Raw genomic sequence first — 19,906 nt, 5'->3', positions numbered from 1 at the left:
TTTAAAACGGTGAACAAAGAGAATAAGAGGTTTGATCGCTTTGGGGGGAGGTGAATGGCATGAATAAATCGGATTTGATCAACAAGGTTGCTGAAGCTTCCGAGCTTTCCAAGAAGGACGCAACCAAAGCAGTTGAGGCCGTGTTTGACGCGATCTCGGAAGCTTTGCAAAGCGGTGACAAGGTTCAACTCGTAGGTTTTGGTAACTTTGAGGTTCGCGAGCGCTCCGCACGTAAAGGACGCAACCCGCAAACCGGTGAAGAAATCGAGATTCCTTCCAGCAAAATTCCGGCATTCAAGCCTGGTAAAGCTCTGAAAGATGGAATCCAGTAATAGTACATAGCATCTGCTGACACAAGCGTCCTTGATCTCGATAGTAAGAGGTAGGGCGCTTTTTATATGCCTTTTTTCTTTTTCTCCAGACGGGAAGCAGGAAAGGTACTTTACAACTTCAGGGGACGCAATTATAATAAAACCTAGCATTAACCAATGGCATTGATTCGGGGTATGGCGCAGTCTGGTAGCGCGCACCCTTGGGGTGGGTGAGGCCGTGGGTTCGAATCCCGCTACTCCGACCATGAGGAAGACATCGTCAAAGCGGTGTCTTTTTCTTTTTTTATGGAAAGCTGTGCCGTTCTTGACACTGAACCGCCTTTTTTGGCATAGTAGAATGTAAGTAGAGATGAGTATGGAGGAGACGAGCCAATGGAATCAGGACATAATGATTACTTTGTAGTAAAGGCAAAGGATAACGGCGTGCAGGTGATCGGACTTACCCGGGGCCAAGATACGAAGTTTCATCATACAGAGAAGCTGGATAAGGGCGAGGTTATGATTGCCCAGTTTACCGACCATACGTCGGCAGTGAAAATCCGCGGCAAGGCAGTAATTATGACCAAGTATGGGATCATTGATACAACGGAGGAATAATTTTTCATGTTCCCGCAGGCATAGCCTGCTTTTTTTCGTTGTACAATGATAAGGACAGGTATTCTTGGCCAAGTCATCGCTATCATGGCGATAGGTTTAAGTGCCCGAGGGGGAACGGTCCTTATGAAATGGTTAACGAAAATAGCGGCTACCTCGCTGATCTCCGTTCTGGTAGCCTTAGGCTTATCATGGGTAACCAGGCTGGATGAATCCAGCGGAGTATTTCAGCATCAAAAGCCACAGCCGGTGTCTGAAGAGAACATTGTGGATGTGATTACCAAGATGCCGCTGCACTTGCGGGTCCGGCGGGTTGAGATCACCCATGCGATTGTTTCGGTTGATCTGCTGGCAACCTCATCGTCGGAGCACACCGACGTCGTGAAGGATCTGTACGAAATCCCGACCTATCTTTTCGCGTCCTCGACGAATATCAATCAAGTGCTTGTCCGGGTGCTGGACGGCTCGAAAGAGCAAGCAAGCGGCGGCACACAGCTTCTTGTCGCTTCGGATGCCCGCAGGGAGAAATGGCTCCCGAATGAGCCGAAGGCCCGTCCGGCCAGCACGTATGAGCTGATGCAGTACTTGGATTCCCATTTCTGGATGACGTATTATCCGAAGTGGCAAGAGCGATACGAACAAAAAAGCTGAAGACTTTTATGAAAACCAAACGTCTATTATGAAAAAACGATCGGATTATGCTATAATAATTTAGATTGTCAGAACGTGATTTATGTTACGGTTCGGAGGCTTACATATGAACTCTTATCGCATCCCCGAAATAGCCCGGAAATATTTCGAACACGACATGATTCTTAAGCATACGGAGCTGCCGGTGTTTCCTGAATTCCGCACCCGGCTGCTGTATGCTTTTTTGAATAGGCACAGTGCGCTTTCCGGACACAGCGAGCTTTACACACTCGTGACCTCTTTGGTTCAGATGGGACTTGATACCCATGACATGGTTAGTATCACCAATGATTCCAAGGAGATGAAGGCTGCCCGCTCACGTCAGCTTAAGGTGCTGGCGGGAGATTATTTCAGCAGCCGTTTTTACTACCTGTTGTCTCATGCAGGACATATTGATTTGATCGGGAAGCTGTCGCAGGCCATCTGTGAGGCGAATCGTCTTAAGATGAACATGTATATGACGATGAAGCAGCTCAAGCTTACCGCAGAGGAGTACATCAGGCAAACCGTAGAGGTCCGGTCGCAGCTGTTCTTATCGTTTTCCGTCCTGCTGGACGAAGGGCTGCGCGGGCTGTGGCCGGAAATACTTCGGCTTTTTACCCGTTGCGAGGTGCTGATTCAGGAAATTACCCGATCGGAGAGCGCTGAGGAATTCAGGGACAGCTGGGGCTACTGGCTTATTCTGCAGACAGGCGCGAAGGATGACCGCAAGCTGCTTCAAACCGATGAACCGGATCATTCGAGGCTGCGTTATGTATGGCATAAGTACAAAGTTTCTTCCCAGCTTTATGATATGCTGGATGCTTGCCTCTCGGAGCTGCAGGACAAGCTGAAGGGGATGGAGTCGGAGAAGCTGGGAGCAGAGCTGCTGAATATCGGTGAACCGCTTAGAAAGTACCTTAACGCACCAAGAGTTATAGAAGAAGTATGAGGTGAACTTACGTGGCATCGAAATCCAAGGAACAATTCGTACATTCTGTTTTTGAAAGCATCGCCCCGAAATATGATGTGATGAACGATATTCTCAGCTTTCGCCGCCATAAGGCCTGGCGCAAGTTTACGATGAAGAAGATGAATGTTCAGCCGGGGAGCAAGGCCATCGATATTTGCTGCGGTACGTGTGACTGGACGATCAGCTTGGCGGAAGCAAGCGGGACCGGTGATGTGGTAGGACTTGATTTTAGTCAAAACATGCTGGATGTCGGGGCAGACAAAATCAAACGTCTGCATCTGGACAGGCAGATCAAGCTGATTCGCGGCAACGCGATGGAGCTTCCTTTTGCGGACAATACGTTTGACTATGCGACCATCGGGTTTGCTCTGCGGAACGTGCCGGATCTGGTTCAAGTCATCAAAGAGATGCAGCGCGTGGTAAAGCCGGGAGGCCTCGTGGTTTCGCTGGAGCTTTCGAAGCCGACATGGCAGCCGTTTAAGGGGATCTATTATTTTTATTTCCAGCGTGTGCTTCCGATGCTGGGCAAGCTGCTCGCAAAGAGCTATGAGCAGTACCGTTGGTTGCCGGAATCGCTTGTCTCCTTCCCGGATCATAAGCAGCTGGCTGAGATCTTCCGGAACACCGGACTTACTTCAGTTGAAGCTTATCCGCTTACCGGGGGCGTTGCCGCCCTCCATATCGGAAAGAAGTCCATGGAATAACCGGCAGCATGTCATGAAGGGAGTTGTAATCACACTTGCTCTGGAAAAAGACAAAAATATTCCTGGAAATGATTAAATTTGAGCATTCCATCTTTGCTCTGCCGTTTGCCTTCATGGGTGCTCTCCTAGGATCCGTCGTCGTTTTAGGACATTTGCCCAGCTGGGCGCAAATCGGCTGGGTCACGCTCGCTATGATAGGGGCCAGAACAGCGGCTATGGGTCTTAACCGGATTATTGACAAGACGATCGACGGGAAAAATCCGCGTACGGCACTCAGAGCAATTCCTGCCGGCTTAATCTCTTCGAAGGAAGCTATTATGTATGTTATTTTATCCTTTTTCCTGTTGTTTTGGGCAACATCCAATTTAAGCTCGCTGTCCATGAAGCTTCTGCCGATCGCCGTGTTTTTTCTGGTGATTTATTCCTATACCAAGCGCTTTACATGGGCGTGTCATTTGGTATTAGGCATGACGATTGCGCTTGCCCCGCTGGGCGGCTGGGTGGCCGTCACCAATGAGATTTCCTTCCCGGCGATCGTATTTTATGTTGCTATCGTCTTTTGGCTGGCCGGCTTTGATATTATTTATGCTACACAGGATGAGGAGTTTGACCGGAAGGAAGGCGTATACTCCATTCCTAGTCGTTTCGGTACGGTGAAGGCGCTCAAGATCGCCAGGTCGTTTCATATGATTACGGCTCTTGCATTTTTCGCCCTGTTCTTCTTGACGGATCTGACCTGGTGGTACCTAATCGGCGTATTCATCGCTACGGGACTTCTCATGTACGAGCATTGGATCGTAAAACCGACGGATTTAACGAAGGTGAATATCGCTTTTTTCCATTTGAACAGTATTCTCAGCATTGTGGTGTTCGTCTTTACGTTAATTGATTTGGTGGTGCATCACGGATGACGAGACCATGGGTCATCGGCTTGACCGGCGCCAGCGGAGCGGCATATGGCGTTCGGCTGTGCCGGTTTTTGCTGTCGCAAGGGGAGCATATCCACCTTATCATTACAGATGCGGGATGGAGGGTGCTGAAGGAGGAGCTCGGCTGGGACACCGGCCGCAGAGCCGATACGTTGAACCGGGAATTCGAAGGACTGCCGGGGAAGCTGCAGTATCATCCTATTCAGGATGTAGGCGCGAGTACGGCCAGCGGCTCCTTCCGTACCAAGGGGATGGTTATTATTCCTTGCTCCATGGGGACGCTGTCGGCGATAGCGAACGGAGCCTCGGACAACCTCCTTGAACGTACGGCGGATGTCATGCTGAAGGAAGGACGTCCGCTCATTCTTGTGCCCAGAGAAACGCCGCTTCATGCCATTCACCTGGAAAATATGCTGAAGCTGGCCCGCATGGGTGTGAAGCTCGTGCCCGCAATGCCGGCCTTTTATCAGCATCCGCAGACGATTCAAGATATCGTTGATTTCTTGGTCGGCAAAGTATTGGACATCATGGATTTGGATCATCAATTGTTTAAAAGATGGGGTATGACATATGAACAAGAACCAGCGGGAAATTCGCATCGGGCGGATTGATTTCACGAACGTATGGCCGCTGTTTTATTATTTTCCCGTAACTTCGTTCGGCAGCGAGCTAAAAATAGTGCAGCAAGTGCCTACCGGCCTCAATAAAGCGCTGGCTCAAGGGGAGATTGATGTCAGCGCCATATCCTCTTTTGCTTACGGAGAGCACTTTGACGACTACATGCTGCTTCCGGATATGTCCGTCAGCGCGTATGGAGAAGTGAAGTCGATCCTGTTGTTCCACAGAGTTCCTTTGGAGCAGCTGTCGGACGCAACCATTGCATTACCGACGACTTCGGCGACGTCGATCAATTTGCTTAAGATCATTTTGACGAAATTTTATGGGATTCAGCCTTCTTATGTAGATTCTCCGCCGCATTTGGAAACGATGATGAAGTCGGCCGATGCCGGGCTGCTGATTGGCGATCATGCCATCCGTGCAAGCTGGGAGGAGCAAGGTTATCTGGTTACGGATCTTGCGACGGAATGGACCAAGTGGACGGGGCTCGGGATGTCCTTCGCCGTTTGCGCCATCCGCAAACAAACGGTACGGGAGCTCCCGGACTTGGTGAAACGTGTGTTTGACGGCTTTATGGAAAGCAAGAGAAAGTCCTTGGCCGATCTGACTTCGCTTGTTCAGGACGCTCAGAAGCTGCTGGGAGGCACGCCAACCTACTGGGAAGGTTATTTCAAGAATTTATGCTATGATTTCGGTCCTTCGCAGCAGGACGGGCTGAAGCTATATTATCAGTATGCCAAAGAGCTCGGATTTTTGAAGCGGGATGTGCCGCTGCAAATCTGGAACGATAAAATAACGGTACAGGTGACGGAATGAAATTGTTGGATTTGTATGCCAAGCTAAAAAAAGATATCGGCTTTATCGAAAAGGAGCTGGAGCGCAGCATTGATGTAGAGCATCCTCTGCTGCGGGAGGCTTCGCTTCATCTGCTGAAGGCGGGAGGGAAGCGGATCCGACCGGTGTTCGTCCTTCTCGGCGCCAAGTTCGGTACCTACGACCTGAATCGTGTGAAGCATGTGGCCGTACCGCTCGAGCTGATCCATATGGCTTCGCTAGTGCATGATGATGTCATTGACGATGCCAGCACCAGACGCGGCCAATTGACCGTCAGGTCCAAGTGGGATAACCGGATTGCCATGTATACCGGCGATTACATATTTGCCAAAGCGCTCAGCATTGTAACTCAGCTGCCGAATCCCGCAATTCATCAAATCATGTCCAATGCCCTTGTGGAGATGTCGATCGGGGAAATGGAACAAATCCGTTTCTTCTTCCATGCAGAGCAGTCGGTGCGCGATTATTTGCTGCGCATCAAGAGGAAGACGGCATTGCTGATCGCTATCAGCTGTCAGCTTGGAGCGATTGCGGCGGAAGCCTCCGAAGCCAATGCGCGTAAGCTGTATTCGTTCGGATACAATGTCGGTATGGCGTTCCAGATTCGTGACGACCTGCTCGATTTGTGCGGAACCGAGAAGGAAATCGGCAAGCCGCCCGGCAGCGATGTCAAACAGGGGAATGTGACCATTCCTGTCATTTATGCTCTTCAGGATCCAGAGCTTAGACCGGAATTGCTGCGGGAATTGAACCGCATTCAACAGGAGGACGGACAATGCGATGTCAGTCATTTCCTGAAGCTGATTCGGGGCAGCTCCGGTATCCCGCGTGCGGAAAGCTTAGCTTCGCGTTATATTGATAAGGCCATAGCTGCCCTGGAGGGCCTGCCGGATATTCAGGCGAAGAAGGATTTGATCAGCATCGCCCATTTTGTAGGCAATCGGTCCTATTAATGTGTTATCAGACTAGGAAAGCTGTGGTATAGTGAATTCAGGAAGCATAGCGGCTTCCGTCTACCATATACATAGAAGAATTGCATTAGGGAGGGATGGGTCATGGAACGCACGTTGTTAATGGTAAAGCCGGATGGCGTTCAGCGCGGGCTGATTGGTGAGATTGTCAGCCGATTCGAGCGGAAAGGCTTTCAGCTGGCGGCAGCCAAGCTGATTATGGTTACACCGGAGCTGGCGGCCCAGCATTATGTGGAGCATTACGGGAGGCCGTACTACGATCGGCTTGTCCAATTCATTACTTCGGGGCCAGTGTTTGCTATGGTATGGCAAGGGGACAGGGTTATCGCCCTTTCGCGGCATATGATCGGCAAAACCGATGCGCTGGAAGCGGCTCCAGGCACGATTCGGAGTGATTTCGCCGTACATACGAACTTTAATTTAATTCACGGCTCGGATTCCCCGGAGAACGCCGAACGTGAGATTGCGATCTATTTTGCCAAAGAAGAATTGCTGGACTACAGCCGAGCCATTCAAACTTGGATTTAGTGAGCTACCATACGGGCTAAAGGCAGGAGGATCAGCATGGAGGACCAGGATTTTCTTCTGTTCATCAAGAAGGTGAAGGATTATACGTCCATCGATCTGGCACAGTATAAGGAAGCGCAGATGAAGCGCCGTCTGACGACGCTCCGGATGAAGAAGGGGTATAACAGCTTTGCCGCGTTTTTTGATGCGATGACCAAGGATAAGGAACTGTTCTATGAATTTCTGGATCGGATGACGATTAATGTGTCGGAGTTTTGGCGCAATCCCAATCGTTGGGAGGTGCTCGAGCAGCGGTTTCTTCCGGAGATGCTCCGCAAATCCCGCAAGCTGAAGTGCTGGAGTGCGGCTTGCTCGACAGGGGAAGAGCCCTATACGCTAGCCATGATTTTATCCGAGCTGAATGCCCTTCAAGACAGCCTTGTGCTGGCTACGGATATTGATGAAGGGGCGCTGGAGAAAGCGAAAAAAGCCGTATATGCGGATCGTTCGGTTCGCGATGTGCCGGCGGGTTATCTTAAGAAGTATTACCGTCAAGAAAACTTGACCTATCATATTGCGGATAGCTTGAAGAAAAGCATTCGTTTCCAGAAGCAAAATTTATTGACGGACACGTTCGATACTCAATTCGACTTGATCGTTTGCCGCAATGTAATGATTTATTTCACGGAAGAGGCTAAGCATCTGCTGTACCAGAAGTTTGCGAACGCCCTGAAGCCGGGAGGACTCTTATTTGTCGGCAGCACGGAGCAAATATTCTCTCCGGGTCAATACGGAATGGAGCCTGCGGATACGTTCTTCTATAGGAAAATATCCCAGTAATTGAATAAACCTTTCCAGACCTTCCTATACTAAGGCTATGTAGCAGCTTTAGAGATGTGCCTACAGGTAGGCAGGAGGAGCGTCATGGATAAACGAAAGGTCATAACAGCTTACCGCCGAGGTTTTATTACGATGCAGGAATGTGCACAAATTCTGGGGATTGACTCCATGCAGATCTTGGGACTTGTGAACGAGCCGGATAAGCAGGAGAGACCCTTGGGGTTCAAAAAGCAATCGGTGAACGGATAAGCACGCGGCGGCGCAAGCCGCAGGCTATGCGGTGTCCAAGGCTAACGCCTTAGGCAGCGCTTTTTTTTGTTGCTTTCAGCAGAAAAAGGGAGTTTTTATGCCCAAATCGGGTATATTTATTGTCAAACCGGGGTTGCTGTACTATAATGTTACCATTGTTGTACATAAAAGCGCTAAAGCGTGAAGGAACGTGGAAAGACACGGGATAGGATGAAAGGGGACATATTGGTGAGATACTTAACCGCTGGAGAAACACACGGTCCGCAGCTTACGACCATTATTGAAGGATTTCCGAGCAATATTTCGATTGACTTTGAAGAAGTCAATTTTCAATTGGCAAGAAGACAAAAGGGCTATGGCCGCGGCCGGCGCATGCAGATTGAAAAGGATACGGCGAATATTGTCGGCGGCGTTCGCCACGGGAAAACTACAGGAGCGCCCATAGCGCTGGTCGTTGAAAACAACGACTGGAAGCACTGGACGTCTGTCATGAACATTGAGCCGATCGAGGGCAGTGACGAAACGAAGCGCCGTGTCAACCGTCCGCGTCCGGGTCATGCCGATTTGAACGGCGGCTTGAAATATAACCAGCGCGACCTGCGCAACATTCTCGAGCGTTCCAGCGCCAGAGAAACGACGATGCGTGTAGCTGTCGGGGCAATGGCTCGCCAGCTGCTGAAGGAATTCGGCATCAAGGTGGCCGGACAAGTAATCCGCATCGGCGAGGTAGAGGTAGAGCGCAAGGAGATGCCGATTGATGAGCTGATTCGCGTAACCGAGGAGTCTCCGGTGCGTGTAACCGATAAAGCGGCGGAAGAAAAAATGATTGCAGCGATCGATGCGGCGAAGGAAGACGGAGATACGCTCGGCGGTGTCATCGAATGTATCATTGAAGGTGTACCAGTAGGTCTCGGCAGCCACGTACAGTGGGACCGCAAGCTGGACGGCCGGATCGCTCAAGCGGTGCTCTCCATTCAAGCGTTTAAGGGTGTGGAGTTCGGCATCGGGTTCGAAGCGGCCAAGCGCAGGGGCTCCCAGGTGCATGACGAAATTATGCATGACGAGCAGCGCGGCTTCTACCGCGCATCCAACCGTGCGGGCGGCTTCGAAGGCGGGATGACGACAGGGGAGCCTATCGTGGTCCGCGCGGTGATGAAGCCGATCTCCACGCTGTACAAGGCGCTGCAGAGCGTGGATATTGATACGAAAGAGCAGTTCACGGCACAAGTGGAACGCTCCGATGCATGTGCGGTACCTGCGGCGGGCGTTATCTTGGAAAATGTGGTCGCATGGGAGGTTGCCCGCGCGTTCATGGAAAAGTTCGGCGGCGATTCCTTAGAGGAAACCCGCAGAAATTATGAGGGCTTCTTGGCGCAAGTAAAGAGCTATTGATGGGTGGGGAACCGCTGATGATAAAGGAATTGACAGTTGATCTGGGCGCTCGGTCGTATCCGATCTATATCGGTGAGGGTCTCATCGACAATATCGGGCCGTACTTCGAAAAGCACGGAATAAGCAAAGCTTCCCCGTTATTAATCGTAACGGATGCTCAAGTGGCGGCGCATCACTTGTCCAAAGTGGAGACCGGACTGCAGAAGTCCGGCTTCCGTACGGCCACTTATATAGCCGATGCTGGGGAACAGTCGAAGTCGTTGTCCGTGCTGGAGCAAATCGTCGGCGTCGCTCTTGAAGCGGGGCTGGACCGCAAATCGACGGTCGTTGCGCTGGGCGGCGGTGTCGTTGGCGATTTGGCGGGCTTCGTAGCCGCCTCCTACATGCGCGGTGTTCGGTTCGTTCAGGTGCCTACGACGATCCTTGCTCATGACAGCAGTGTCGGCGGTAAGGTGGCGGTGAACCATCCGCTCGCCAAAAATATTATCGGTGCGTTTCATCAGCCGGAGATGGTTCTCTATGATACGGCTACTCTACAGACACTGCCTGATCGCGAGGTTCGCGCCGGACTTTCGGAGATGGTCAAGCACGGCTTGATCTGGGATGCCGCGTTTACGGACTGGTGTGAGGCCAATGCGGCCAAGCTGGTCGGTTTGGATCCGGAAGCCTTGCAATATGGCTTATACGTGGGCTGCAGCGTGAAAGCGGCGGTTGTTTCCCAGGATGAGCGGGAGAACGATTTGCGTGCGATTCTCAACCTAGGGCATACGATCGGACACGCGCTTGAAGCGGTTGCCGGCTATGGCGAGCTGCTCCACGGAGAAGCGATCTCCATCGGGATGGTAGGTTCTGCGAAGTTATCCCTTCGCTTGGGCCATCCGGAGTACATTTACGAGAAAACCAAACGCGTACTGAAGGCGGTCGGTCTTCCGACGAAGCTTCCGGAGCACCTGGATACGGATGAAATCATGCGCGCTATGATGCATGACAAGAAGTTCCAAGAAGGTCAAATGACGTTTATCATTCCAACCGACATCGGGAAGGTTGAAATCAACAAGAACGTACCTGCGCAATGGGTTCGCGAGGTCGTAGAACAACTAAAACGGGAGGACTGACACATGTACGTACGGGGAATTCGCGGTGCTACTACAGTTGTGAATAATGAAAAGAACGAAATTTTATCCGCAACCACGGAGCTGCTTCATCAAATTATTGCAGAGAACGAGATCGTTCCGGAGGATATCGCCAGTGTCTTCGTAACCGTTACCCAGGATCTGACGGCGACGTTCCCGGCCATGGCCATTCGCCAAATGCCGGGCTGGGATCTTGTTCCTCTTATGTGCTCGCTGGAAATCCCGGTTGAGGGCAGTCTCCCGCTCTGTATCCGCCTCATGGTGATGGTGAACACGGAGAAAAGTCAGGCGGAAATGCAGCACGTGTATTTAAAAGATGCGATGCGCCTGCGTCCCGACTTATCGAAATTGACAAGTGCATAAGTCAGATAGTATAGTATAGATAACTGCTGATTGTGGAGCACAGTCAGTGAGCCGAGCTGAGTAGAGTGAAGACGAGTAGAGTTGAGCCGAGTTTGATTGTTAGGATCCGTTATCGGAAGGTTTCCTTGAGGGTGTAAGGGTTAGGATTATGCAATTATATATATTCCTTTTAGCCCCTCACGGCATATTTTGCCATACCTTTCATAACCATTATTTCCTATCGGCTAATTAACGCCTCTACTTTGCGGTAGAGGTTTTTTGTTTTTCACGAATATGAGGCTAAGTCAAGGAAGAGACGAGAAGAGGAGAGATGACGATGTACACACCGGAAGCCAAAGAAGTGATTCGCCTGGCCAGAGAGTATAACCTGATCCCGGTTGTTCGCCATTTGCTGGCGGATACGGAAACGCCGATTCGCGTGTTTCAGCAGTTTTATCAGGAAAAACGAGCTTTTCTGCTGGAGAGCGTTGAGGGCGGGGTAAAGTGGGCTCGTTACTCCTTCATCGGTACGGATCCTTTCCTGCTGCTGGAGACGAAGAACGGGGTTACACGACTGGAAGGACCGGAAGGGACGAAGGAGTCCTCCGAGAAGCCGCTTGAGGTGCTTAAAGCTCTGCTAAGGCATTATAAGAGTCCTTCTTTGCCGGATTTGCCTCGTTTCACAGGAGGGGCCGTCGGATTCTTCGGCTACGATCTGCTGCAGTATTATGAGAAGCTTCCGAAGCACCGCCAGGATGATCTGCAGATGAATGACCTCCAATTCATGTTCTGCGATCAGGTCATCGTATTCGACCACTTCAAACAGCAGCTGAAGGTGATTGCGAACGTGCACATCCCACCGCAAGGGACGGATGCTGAAATCCTCGCTGCTTATGAAGCCACATGTGCGAAAATCGATGCCACCATCGAAAGGCTGAAAAAGCCGCTGCCGGTCGCCTCCCACAATCCGGTTCCCGATGATGTGGAGCTTGGCGAGGTGAAATCCAACCTGACGAAGGAGCAATTCATCGACAATGTGAATGCAGCCAAAGAATATATTCGCGCCGGCGACATTTTTCAGGTGGTGCTGTCCCAACGCTTCGAGATCGAGACGGAGGTGCAGCCGCTGCAGGTATACCGCATTCTTCGCACGCTCAATCCTTCGCCTTACATGTACTGCTTGAAGATGGACGACGAAGTCATTGTAGGTACTTCCCCGGAGCTGCTTGTCCGCGTCGAGGACGAGAAGGTAGAGACAAGACCAATCGCCGGTACACGTCCGCGCGGTCGGACCACGGAGGAGGATCTTGCGCTGGAGCAGGAGCTGCTGGCTGACGAGAAGGAGCGGGCGGAGCACCTGATGCTGGTGGATCTCGGACGCAACGATATCGGGCGCGTCAGCGAATTCGGCACGGTGAAGTGCGATACGTTCATGCAGATTGAGCGATACTCGCACGTAATGCACATCGTCTCGAACGTGACAGGCAAGATTGCAAAGGATAAGGACTTTTTCGATGCGTTCATTTCCTGTTTGCCGGCGGGTACGGTTTCGGGCGCTCCGAAGCTTCGGGCGATGGAAATCATTGCGGAGCTGGAGAACGAAGCCCGCGGAGCTTATGCCGGGGCGATCGGATATCTTGGCTTCTCCGGCAATCTCGATACGTGCATTACGATCCGGACGATTATTTTCAAAGGCGGAAAAGCCTATGTGCAGGCTGGTGCGGGGATCGTATGGGACTCCGTGCCTGAGAACGAGTATCAGGAAACGGTAAACAAGGCCAAAGGCATGCTGAAGGCGATTCGCATGGCGGAGGCGGTATTTACACCTAAGAAACCGGCCTATGCGCTGATCAATCACGATTATTATCAATAGGATTGATTTACTCATTACATGGGGGGCGAGGATATGGAACAGGTAGTACAACCGTTAACCGTACAGCAAGCCATTCAAAAAATTGTCAGCATGCAGCACTTGACGCGTGATGAAGCACGTGAGGTGATGTCGAACATTATGGAGGGCGGGGCGACGCCTTCCCAGATCGGCGGATTGCTCACCGCGCTTCGCATGAAGGGCGAAACGATAGAGGAAATTACCGGATTCGCCGAAACGATGCGCGCCAAGTCCAATCGGGTACTGACGGAGCAAAGCAACCTTCTGGATACGTGCGGTACCGGTGGGGACGGAGCGGATACGTTCAATATCTCGACAACCTCCGCTATCGTTGCGGCAGCCGGAGGGATTCGAGTTGCGAAGCACGGCAACCGGGCGATGTCGAGCCGCAGCGGCAGCGCGGACGTGCTGGAGGCGCTCGGCGTGAACATTCAGCTGAATCAAGAGCAGGCGGCCCGCTGCCTGGAGCAGGTAGGCATCTGCTTCATGTTCGCTCAGCTGTACCACCAATCGATGAAGCACGTAGCGGTGCCTCGCAGGGAGCTTGGCGTGCGTACGGTGTTTAATTTGCTGGGCCCGCTTACGAATCCGGCTGGGGCGGATCGCCAGGTGCTGGGAATCTTCGACCGGAGCAAGACGGAGACGATGGCATGGGTGATGCAGGCGTTGAACGTAAAGCAAGCTTTGGTTGTTGCAAGTCTCGACGGCTTGGATGAGATCAGTATCTCGGCGCCTACTCAAGTGACGGAGCTGAAAGAAGGCCACATTCAAACCTATGAAATTACGCCTGAGCAGCTGGGGCTGAAAACGTACAGCCTGAAGGAAGTGGTCGGCGGGGACGCGGTCCATAACGCGCAGATCATCCGCAGCATTTTTGCCGGGGAAAAGGGAGCCTGCCGCGACGTCGTGCTCGCTAACGCGGGCGCATGCTTCTATGTGACGGGGCTTAGCGGCTCGTTGCAGGAGGGTGTACAGCGAGCGGCGCAGGTGATCGACAGCGGCCTTGCGCTGCAAAAGCTGGAGCAGTTAGTCCAATGTACAGGAGATATGAGCCATGTTTCTTGATAAAATTGTAGCAACGAAGCAGCAGGAGGTTGCCTTACTGAAAGAAAAGGTAACCATCGGGGAGATGGAGAAGCAGATTGCATCGCTCCCCCCCTGTCTTGGTTTTGAAAGAGCCTTGACTGCAGGGCGCAAGCGCCCCATGGGTTTGATTGCAGAGGTGAAGAAGGCTTCACCGTCCAAAGGACTGATTCGTGAGGATTTTGAGCCGGTAGGTCTTGCCAAGGCGTACGAAGCGGCAGGGGCGGACTGCATTTCCGTTCTGACCGATGTACAGTACTTTCAGGGCAGCAACGATTATTTGACTCAGGTCCGAAAATCCGTCGGACTCCCGCTGCTTCGGAAGGACTTTACGATTGATGCGCATCAGATTTATGAAGCGCGCGTCATCGGCGCGGATGCCATTCTGCTTATCGCAGCGATCCTCACTACTGCTCAGATGAAGGAGTTCAGCCAAATTGCTTCCTCCATCGATCTGGATACACTGATCGAGGTACACGACAAGGAAGAATTGGATAGGGTGCTAGAGCTCCATCCGACACTCGTCGGCATCAACAACCGGAACCTGAAGACGTTCGTGACGGATCTCAAAACGACCGAGGAGCTTACCCGCCATATTCCGAAGGGCGTGACTGTAGTGAGCGAAAGCGGCATATCCAAGGCAGAGGAGATCGGTTATTTGCAATCCATCGGAGCTCAAGCCGTTCTAGTGGGTGAGCATTTCATGCGTCAGCCGAATGTAACCGAGGCGGTATACGATCTGCTGGGCAGCCGCACGGACGCTGTAAAGGAGTAGCCACATCATGCCAAGTGTGAAAATATGCGGGCTGCAGACGGCCGATATGGTACGTTCGGTCGCTTCGCTTCCCGTCGACCATATCGGGTTCCTCTTTGCCCGAAGCAAGCGCCAGGTAACAGTGGAGCAAGCGTCGGAGCTCCTACGTGTACTTCGGGAGACGGGGAAATCCGGAAAGCCTGAGGCGGTGGGGGTGTTCGTGAACCCGGCGATAGAGGAGCTTCAAGCGATTATGACGGCTGCCCCTTTGGATATCATTCAGCTGCACGGGCAGGAGAGTCCGGAGTTTTGCCGTGCGGTGAAGGAAGCTTTCCCCGGCGCAAAAGTGCTGAAGGTTTGGTCGCTTGCCGGCCAATCGGAGTCCTCCCTAACGAAGGAGCAGGTGAGCGCTCAGCTCGAACCGTTTCAGCCCTATATTGACGGAGTGCTGCTGGATACGTTTGATCCGGTATATGGCGGAGGCTCAGGGAAAACCTTTGCCTGGGATACGATACCGCCTTATCAGGCATGGTGCCGGGAAGCTGGGATTCCGCTGCTGGTTGCAGGGGGACTTCATCCGGAGAATGTGCAGGACCTGCTGCATACGTATGGTCCTGACGGGGTTGATGTTTCAAGCGGAGTGGAGACGGACGGAACCAAAGACATTCATAAAATTCGCAGTTTCGTAGAAAGGGTGAAGGCCAATGTTTAACGGACCGGATGAGCAAGGACGATTCGGGAAGTTCGGCGGACGTTATGTTCCCGAGACGCTTATGAACGCATTGATCGAGCTGGAAGAGGCATATAAAAAATATTCGAAGGACGAAAGATTCCAGCAGGAGCTCCATTACTGGCTGCACCGTTACTCCGGAAGACCGACGTCTCTCTATTACGCAGGACGTTTAACCGAGCATTTGGGCGGAGCGAAAATTTATTTGAAGCGCGAGGACCTCAACCACACCGGCGCACACAAAATCAACAACGCACTCGGTCAAGGCTTGCTCGCCAAGTGGATGGGGAAGAAAAAAATCATCGCGGAAACCGGCGCAGGACAGCACGGTGTAGCTACCGCAACGGTCGCAGCTCTGCTGGGCTTTGAATGCAAGGTATTCATGGGCGAGGAGGACACAAAGCGTCAGCAGCTCAATGTGTTCCGGATGAACCTGCTCGGCACTGAGGTAGTGCCCGTAACCTCCGGCACCCGGACGCTTAAGGATGCATGTAACGAAACGCTCCGCTACTGGGTCAGCCATGTGGAAGACACGTACTATATTTTGGGCTCGGCTACAGGTCCGCACCCTTACCCGATGATGGTTCGCGACTTCCAGCGCATTATCGGCGACGAATCCCGCAAGCAAATTTTGGAGCTGGAGGGCCGGCTGCCTCATGCCGTTGTGGCGGCGATTGGCGGGGGCTCGAACGCGATCGGTATGTTTTATCCGTTCGTGAATGACGAGAAGGTGCGTCTGATCGGTGTTGAGGCGGCAGGTAAAGGTGTGGAAACGGAAGAGCATGCCGCCACGATGACCAAGGGAAGCCACGGGGTATTCCAAGGCTCGATGAGCTACCTGCTGCAGGATGAGTACGGACAAGTACAAGAGGCTCATTCGATCTCGGCCGGGCTGGATTATCCAGGCGTCGGACCGGAGCACTCGTATCTGAAGGATACAGGCCGTGCAGAATACGTACCGATTACCGATAAGGAAGCATTGGACGCGCTGCAGCTCCTCAGCCGCACGGAAGGCATCATTCCGGCACTCGAGAGCGCTCACGCGATCGCTCAAACGATGAAGCTGGCTCCTACGATGAATAAGGATGAAATCATTGTGGTCAGCTTGTCGGGCCGCGGAGATAAGGACGTCGAAGCAATCATGAAATATTTGGGGGGGAATTCGAATGAATCGCATTGATCAAAAATTCGCCGAGCTGCGGGAGAAGCGGCAAACGGCATTCATTCCCTTTTTGACCATTGGTGATCCCGACGTTCGCACTTCCATTGATATTATCAAGGAGCTGGAGAAGGGCGGAGCCAGCATCGTAGAGCTCGGAGTACCGTATTCCGACCCGCTTGCCGACGGTCCGGTGATCCAGCGTTCCTCCGGCCGTGCGTTGAAATCGAACCGGATCTCCATCCGGGACGTGATTCATGCGGCGAAGCAGGCAAGAGAGGAAGGCTGCGAGCTGCCTTTTGTCCTGTTCACCTATTACAATCCGGTGCTGCAAATGGGGCTGGATCGTATATTCCCTATCCTAAAGGAAAATGAAATCAGCGGACTCATCATTCCCGACCTGCCGATGGAGGAGGACCAGGAGGTTCGCGAGCTGGCGGAGAAGCATGGGCTTCACCTGATTCCGCTTGTAGCTCCTACCTCAAACGAGCGAATTCAGCGGATCGTCTCCCGTGCGTCGGGCTTCGTATATTGTGTCTCTTCGTTAGGGGTTACGGGGACTAGAAGCGAATTTCATAGCGGAGTGGATGAGTTCCTGAAGACGGTAAAAAGTGTAACGGATCTGCCGATCGCCGTCGGTTTCGGGATCTCGAATCGGGAGCAGGTCGTTCGTTTTGCAGAGACCTGCGACGGGATCGTTGTGGGCAGCGCACTGGTCCGACAAGTGGAGGAAGTGCTTCCACTCCTTGCTTCGGAGCAAACAAAGTCGCAGGGACTCTTGCAAATTCGCAATTTTGTGAGAGAATTAGTGGGAGAGTAATAGCACTTTTCCATTTTCCTATACGTAGAGAGGTGACCGGCTATGCAGCCTAAGAAAAATATTGTTCATTTACCGGTTTATCAACCGGGCAAGCCGATGGATGAAGTCAAGCGGGAGCTTGGATTGACGGAAGTAATCAAGCTTGCCTCCAACGAGAATCCGTTCGGCAGCTCGCCGAAGGCGAAGGAGGCCATCGTGGCGATGGTCGACCAAGCAAGCATTTATCCGGACGGCGGGGCTGTCGAGCTGACAACGGCGCTTTCCGCGCACTTTGGCGTGCAAAACAATCAAATCATTTTCGGTGCAGGGTCGGACGAAATTATTCTAATGATCGCCCGCGCTTATCTGGAGCCGGGTAATGAAACGATTACGGCTACTCCGACATTCCCTCAGTATAAGCACAATGCGGAAATCGAAGGAGCTGTCATCATCGAGGTTCCGGTCGACGCGAACGGCAAGCACGATCTTGATGCCATGCTGTCGAAGGTTACGGATCGGACGAAGGTGATATGGCTATGCAACCCGAACAATCCGACAGGCACCATGAACACCGAACAGGAAGTTCGCGCATTTCTGGATGCGGTGCCGAAGCATGTACTCGTAGTCCTCGATGAGGCCTATGCCGAGTACAATGTAAGCGGCCAGTATCCCGACAGTATTGCCATGCTCAAGGAATACGACAACATTATCGTGCTGCGCACCTTCTCCAAAATTTTCGGTCTGGCATCACTGCGGATCGGTTATGGCATCGGGCATCAGGATGTGATTCGATCCATCAATCAAGTTCGCGAACCGTTCAATACGACCAGCTTTGCACAGAAGGCGGCATTGGCTTCTATCCAGGACTCCCAATTTATCGAGAAGTGCCGTGATGCGAACGCCAAGGGCATTAAGCAAATTACCGCACGATTCGATGAGATGGGGCTTGACTACTTCGATGCTCACGGCAACTTCATCATGGTGGACGTAAAGCGCTCCGGTAAGGCGGTGTTCGAGGCGCTTCTGCGTAAAGGGATTATTATCCGACATGATGCAGGCTGGGGCTATCCGACAAAAATCCGCGTTACGGTCGGCAGCGAGGAGCAGAACGAGAAGTTCCTGTCCGCGCTTAGCGAAGTGCTGAGTGAAGTGGCCGTGTCCTCATGACCAAAATTGCGATATTCGGCGTAGGCTTGATCGGAGGCTCGCTCGCCTTGTGCTTCAAAGGGAAGCCGGGGGTGACGGTCGTCGGCCATTCGAACAATCCTGCGTCCGTAGAAAAATATATGAAACGGGGAGTGGTGGATTATGCCACCACCTCGTTGGAGGAAGCCGCAGCCGATGCGGACTTTCTTTTTGTCTGCGTGCCGGTAGGGAACTTGGAGGAGTATTTGTTAAAGCTGACCCGGCTGCCCCTGAAGCCCGGCTGCATCATTACCGATGTAGGCAGCACAAAAGCATCCGTAGCTGCGTACGCGGCAGGTTTAGAGCTGAGAGACGTGCATTTTATCGGCGGACATCCGATGGCGGGTAAGGAAAAGTCGGGAGTGGAGGCGGCCACTTCACTTCTGTTCGAGAACGCCTTCTATGTTCTGACACCGGAAGCAAATACACCTGCGGAGGCGTATGATCGGCTGGTGGAGCTTCTCAGCTGGACGAAGGCGCATATCGTTAAGCTTGACGCGAAATCACATGATACGATTGTCGGGGCCATCAGCCATTTGCCCCACGTCATTGCCGTTGCCTTGGTGAACCAAATCGCCAATTACAACCGCTCGAACGATCTGTATCAGCTGCTCGCCGCAGGCGGCTTCCGGGATATTACCCGCATCGCCTCCAGCGATCCGATCATCTGGCGTGACATCCTGATCAATAACAAAGATGTGATGTTAAAGCTGCTCTCCGATTGGAATCTGGAGATTGCTCGATTTATCGAGTTGATTCAGACGGAGAACGGTGAAGCCATTCAGGAGGAATTCCGTCTGGCTGGAAGCTTCCGGAATAACTTGCCGGAGCGGCGTAAAGGCGTTATCCATTCCTTCTACGATATTTATGTAGATGTACCGGACCATCCGGGGGTCATCGGTCAAATTACGATGCTCCTGGGCAACCACAAGGTCAATCTGAGCAATATTCAAATTATTGAAAGCAGGGAAGATGTGCCGGGAGTGCTCCGTCTTTCATTTGGGGAAGAAGAGCACATGGACAAGGCACTCGAGCTGCTGAAGAAGGATTACACGGTTCACGTGTAATCTTTTTTTTAAATTTAAAGGTAACCGTTTTCAAAAAAACCATTGACAGATTGTAAACGGATACATATAATAAAAGTACAGTATGGTTTCTCTCCACTCCTATCCGAATAATGGCACTATGTGCAACCACCTGAAATTCAGGTGGTCTTTT

At 52.2% G+C, this 19,906-nt stretch carries 23 protein-coding genes and 1 tRNA gene; all 24 read left to right on the top strand.

Annotated elements, in window-relative coordinates; all coding sequences use genetic code 11:
* The first annotated feature begins 59 nt into the window (after window positions 1-59).
* The 24 genes from hbs to QMO62_RS08315 all read left to right on the top strand — a co-directional run bounded on the left by hbs (window position 60) and on the right by QMO62_RS08315 (window position 19,755).
* Window positions 60-332 carry a non-specific DNA-binding protein Hbs gene (gene hbs / locus QMO62_RS08430; RefSeq protein ID WP_284640245.1) on the top strand — a complete coding sequence of 91 codons (273 nt, stop codon included), beginning with the start codon at window positions 60-62 and terminating at the stop codon, window positions 330-332.
* Window positions 333-500: 168 nt separating this feature from the next.
* Window positions 501-577, top strand: a tRNA-Pro gene (locus QMO62_RS08425).
* A gap of 127 nt (window positions 578-704) precedes the next feature.
* The gene (gene mtrB / locus QMO62_RS08420; protein ID WP_284640243.1) at window positions 705-929 is read left to right on the top strand and encodes a trp RNA-binding attenuation protein MtrB; all 225 of its coding nucleotides are present in this window, start codon (window positions 705-707) and stop codon (window positions 927-929) included.
* A gap of 123 nt (window positions 930-1,052) precedes the next feature.
* On the top strand, window positions 1,053-1,577 hold the full coding sequence (locus QMO62_RS08415; protein WP_284640241.1) for a hypothetical protein: 525 nt from the start codon (window positions 1,053-1,055) through the stop codon (window positions 1,575-1,577).
* 106 nt (window positions 1,578-1,683) lie between these two features.
* Window positions 1,684-2,547, top strand: coding sequence for a heptaprenyl diphosphate synthase component 1 (locus tag QMO62_RS08410; RefSeq protein WP_284640239.1), 864 nt, complete (start codon window positions 1,684-1,686; stop codon window positions 2,545-2,547).
* A gap of 11 nt (window positions 2,548-2,558) precedes the next feature.
* The gene (locus QMO62_RS08405) at window positions 2,559-3,272 is read left to right on the top strand and encodes a demethylmenaquinone methyltransferase (protein WP_284640237.1); all 714 of its coding nucleotides are present in this window, start codon (window positions 2,559-2,561) and stop codon (window positions 3,270-3,272) included.
* A gap of 68 nt (window positions 3,273-3,340) precedes the next feature.
* Window positions 3,341-4,183: a UbiA-like polyprenyltransferase gene (locus tag QMO62_RS08400; RefSeq protein ID WP_372516662.1), complete on the top strand. Its 843-nt coding sequence runs from the start codon at window positions 3,341-3,343 to the stop codon at window positions 4,181-4,183.
* On the top strand, window positions 4,180-4,812 hold the full coding sequence (locus QMO62_RS08395; protein ID WP_284640233.1) for a UbiX family flavin prenyltransferase: 633 nt from the start codon (window positions 4,180-4,182) through the stop codon (window positions 4,810-4,812). Before QMO62_RS08400 ends, QMO62_RS08395 begins: the two co-directional genes overlap by 4 nt.
* Window positions 4,772-5,635 carry a menaquinone biosynthetic enzyme MqnA/MqnD family protein gene (locus tag QMO62_RS08390; RefSeq protein ID WP_284640231.1) on the top strand — a complete coding sequence of 288 codons (864 nt, stop codon included), beginning with the start codon at window positions 4,772-4,774 and terminating at the stop codon, window positions 5,633-5,635. The genes QMO62_RS08395 and QMO62_RS08390 overlap by 41 nt, the downstream gene beginning before the upstream one ends.
* Window positions 5,632-6,606 carry a heptaprenyl diphosphate synthase component II gene (hepT, locus tag QMO62_RS08385; RefSeq protein ID WP_284640229.1) on the top strand — a complete coding sequence of 325 codons (975 nt, stop codon included), beginning with the start codon at window positions 5,632-5,634 and terminating at the stop codon, window positions 6,604-6,606. The genes QMO62_RS08390 and hepT overlap by 4 nt, the downstream gene beginning before the upstream one ends.
* A gap of 102 nt (window positions 6,607-6,708) precedes the next feature.
* Window positions 6,709-7,152 (top strand): nucleoside-diphosphate kinase, encoded by a 444-nt coding sequence (gene ndk, locus QMO62_RS08380; RefSeq protein WP_284640228.1) that lies wholly within the window; start codon window positions 6,709-6,711, stop codon window positions 7,150-7,152.
* Window positions 7,153-7,188: 36 nt separating this feature from the next.
* The gene (locus QMO62_RS08375; RefSeq protein ID WP_284640226.1) at window positions 7,189-7,971 is read left to right on the top strand and encodes a CheR family methyltransferase; all 783 of its coding nucleotides are present in this window, start codon (window positions 7,189-7,191) and stop codon (window positions 7,969-7,971) included.
* 84 nt (window positions 7,972-8,055) lie between these two features.
* The gene (locus tag QMO62_RS08370; RefSeq protein WP_284640224.1) at window positions 8,056-8,220 is read left to right on the top strand and encodes a hypothetical protein; all 165 of its coding nucleotides are present in this window, start codon (window positions 8,056-8,058) and stop codon (window positions 8,218-8,220) included.
* Between the two features lie 228 nt (window positions 8,221-8,448).
* Window positions 8,449-9,612: a chorismate synthase gene (aroC, locus tag QMO62_RS08365; protein ID WP_284640223.1), complete on the top strand. Its 1,164-nt coding sequence runs from the start codon at window positions 8,449-8,451 to the stop codon at window positions 9,610-9,612.
* Between the two features lie 17 nt (window positions 9,613-9,629).
* On the top strand, window positions 9,630-10,727 hold the full coding sequence (gene aroB, locus QMO62_RS08360) for a 3-dehydroquinate synthase (RefSeq protein ID WP_284640221.1): 1,098 nt from the start codon (window positions 9,630-9,632) through the stop codon (window positions 10,725-10,727).
* A 3-nt stretch (window positions 10,728-10,730) separates the two neighbouring features.
* On the top strand, window positions 10,731-11,108 hold the full coding sequence (gene aroH / locus QMO62_RS08355; RefSeq protein ID WP_284640220.1) for a chorismate mutase: 378 nt from the start codon (window positions 10,731-10,733) through the stop codon (window positions 11,106-11,108).
* Window positions 11,109-11,424: 316 nt separating this feature from the next.
* On the top strand, window positions 11,425-12,960 hold the full coding sequence (gene trpE, locus QMO62_RS08350) for an anthranilate synthase component I (protein ID WP_284640218.1): 1,536 nt from the start codon (window positions 11,425-11,427) through the stop codon (window positions 12,958-12,960).
* A gap of 33 nt (window positions 12,961-12,993) precedes the next feature.
* Window positions 12,994-14,043 (top strand): anthranilate phosphoribosyltransferase, encoded by a 1,050-nt coding sequence (trpD, locus tag QMO62_RS08345; RefSeq protein WP_284640216.1) that lies wholly within the window; start codon window positions 12,994-12,996, stop codon window positions 14,041-14,043.
* Window positions 14,033-14,836, top strand: coding sequence for an indole-3-glycerol phosphate synthase TrpC (gene trpC, locus QMO62_RS08340; RefSeq protein WP_284640214.1), 804 nt, complete (start codon window positions 14,033-14,035; stop codon window positions 14,834-14,836). Before trpD ends, trpC begins: the two co-directional genes overlap by 11 nt.
* Window positions 14,837-14,843: 7 nt before the next feature.
* Window positions 14,844-15,527 carry a phosphoribosylanthranilate isomerase gene (locus QMO62_RS08335; RefSeq protein ID WP_284640213.1) on the top strand — a complete coding sequence of 228 codons (684 nt, stop codon included), beginning with the start codon at window positions 14,844-14,846 and terminating at the stop codon, window positions 15,525-15,527.
* Window positions 15,520-16,725 carry a tryptophan synthase subunit beta gene (trpB, locus tag QMO62_RS08330; RefSeq protein ID WP_284640211.1) on the top strand — a complete coding sequence of 402 codons (1,206 nt, stop codon included), beginning with the start codon at window positions 15,520-15,522 and terminating at the stop codon, window positions 16,723-16,725. Before QMO62_RS08335 ends, trpB begins: the two co-directional genes overlap by 8 nt.
* Window positions 16,712-17,524 (top strand): tryptophan synthase subunit alpha, encoded by an 813-nt coding sequence (gene trpA, locus QMO62_RS08325; protein WP_284640209.1) that lies wholly within the window; start codon window positions 16,712-16,714, stop codon window positions 17,522-17,524. The genes trpB and trpA overlap by 14 nt, the downstream gene beginning before the upstream one ends.
* A 42-nt stretch (window positions 17,525-17,566) precedes the next feature.
* Entirely contained in the window at window positions 17,567-18,670 is a 1,104-nt protein-coding gene (gene hisC, locus QMO62_RS08320) for a histidinol-phosphate transaminase (RefSeq protein WP_284640207.1), read from the top strand.
* Window positions 18,667-19,755: a prephenate dehydrogenase gene (locus tag QMO62_RS08315; protein ID WP_284640205.1), complete on the top strand. Its 1,089-nt coding sequence runs from the start codon at window positions 18,667-18,669 to the stop codon at window positions 19,753-19,755. The genes hisC and QMO62_RS08315 overlap by 4 nt, the downstream gene beginning before the upstream one ends.
* Window positions 19,756-19,906 lie beyond the last annotated feature (151 nt).

It is taken from the genome of Paenibacillus silviterrae, assembly GCF_030167925.1.
GTDB lineage: Bacteria > Bacillota > Bacilli > Paenibacillales > NBRC-103111 > Paenibacillus_G > Paenibacillus_G silviterrae.
This window is presented reverse-complemented; position numbering and strand designations above follow the sequence as displayed.

Coding starts and splice junctions, on each gene's coding strand:
- hbs (WP_284640245.1), top strand. CDS start 60: ATGAATAAATCGGATTTGATCAACAAGGTTGCTGAAGCTTCCGAGCTT.
- mtrB (WP_284640243.1), top strand. CDS start 705: ATGGAATCAGGACATAATGATTACTTTGTAGTAAAGGCAAAGGATAAC.
- QMO62_RS08415 (WP_284640241.1), top strand. CDS start 1,053: ATGAAATGGTTAACGAAAATAGCGGCTACCTCGCTGATCTCCGTTCTG.
- QMO62_RS08410 (WP_284640239.1), top strand. CDS start 1,684: ATGAACTCTTATCGCATCCCCGAAATAGCCCGGAAATATTTCGAACAC.
- QMO62_RS08400 (WP_372516662.1), top strand. CDS start 3,341: ATGATTAAATTTGAGCATTCCATCTTTGCTCTGCCGTTTGCCTTCATG.
- QMO62_RS08395 (WP_284640233.1), top strand. CDS start 4,180: ATGACGAGACCATGGGTCATCGGCTTGACCGGCGCCAGCGGAGCGGCA.
- QMO62_RS08390 (WP_284640231.1), top strand. CDS start 4,772: ATGAACAAGAACCAGCGGGAAATTCGCATCGGGCGGATTGATTTCACG.
- hepT (WP_284640229.1), top strand. CDS start 5,632: ATGAAATTGTTGGATTTGTATGCCAAGCTAAAAAAAGATATCGGCTTT.
- ndk (WP_284640228.1), top strand. CDS start 6,709: ATGGAACGCACGTTGTTAATGGTAAAGCCGGATGGCGTTCAGCGCGGG.
- QMO62_RS08375 (WP_284640226.1), top strand. CDS start 7,189: ATGGAGGACCAGGATTTTCTTCTGTTCATCAAGAAGGTGAAGGATTAT.
- QMO62_RS08370 (WP_284640224.1), top strand. CDS start 8,056: ATGGATAAACGAAAGGTCATAACAGCTTACCGCCGAGGTTTTATTACG.
- aroB (WP_284640221.1), top strand. CDS start 9,630: ATGATAAAGGAATTGACAGTTGATCTGGGCGCTCGGTCGTATCCGATC.
- aroH (WP_284640220.1), top strand. CDS start 10,731: ATGTACGTACGGGGAATTCGCGGTGCTACTACAGTTGTGAATAATGAA.
- trpE (WP_284640218.1), top strand. CDS start 11,425: ATGTACACACCGGAAGCCAAAGAAGTGATTCGCCTGGCCAGAGAGTAT.
- trpD (WP_284640216.1), top strand. CDS start 12,994: ATGGAACAGGTAGTACAACCGTTAACCGTACAGCAAGCCATTCAAAAA.
- trpC (WP_284640214.1), top strand. CDS start 14,033: ATGTTTCTTGATAAAATTGTAGCAACGAAGCAGCAGGAGGTTGCCTTA.
- QMO62_RS08335 (WP_284640213.1), top strand. CDS start 14,844: ATGCCAAGTGTGAAAATATGCGGGCTGCAGACGGCCGATATGGTACGT.
- trpB (WP_284640211.1), top strand. CDS start 15,520: ATGTTTAACGGACCGGATGAGCAAGGACGATTCGGGAAGTTCGGCGGA.
- trpA (WP_284640209.1), top strand. CDS start 16,712: ATGAATCGCATTGATCAAAAATTCGCCGAGCTGCGGGAGAAGCGGCAA.
- hisC (WP_284640207.1), top strand. CDS start 17,567: ATGCAGCCTAAGAAAAATATTGTTCATTTACCGGTTTATCAACCGGGC.
- QMO62_RS08315 (WP_284640205.1), top strand. CDS start 18,667: ATGACCAAAATTGCGATATTCGGCGTAGGCTTGATCGGAGGCTCGCTC.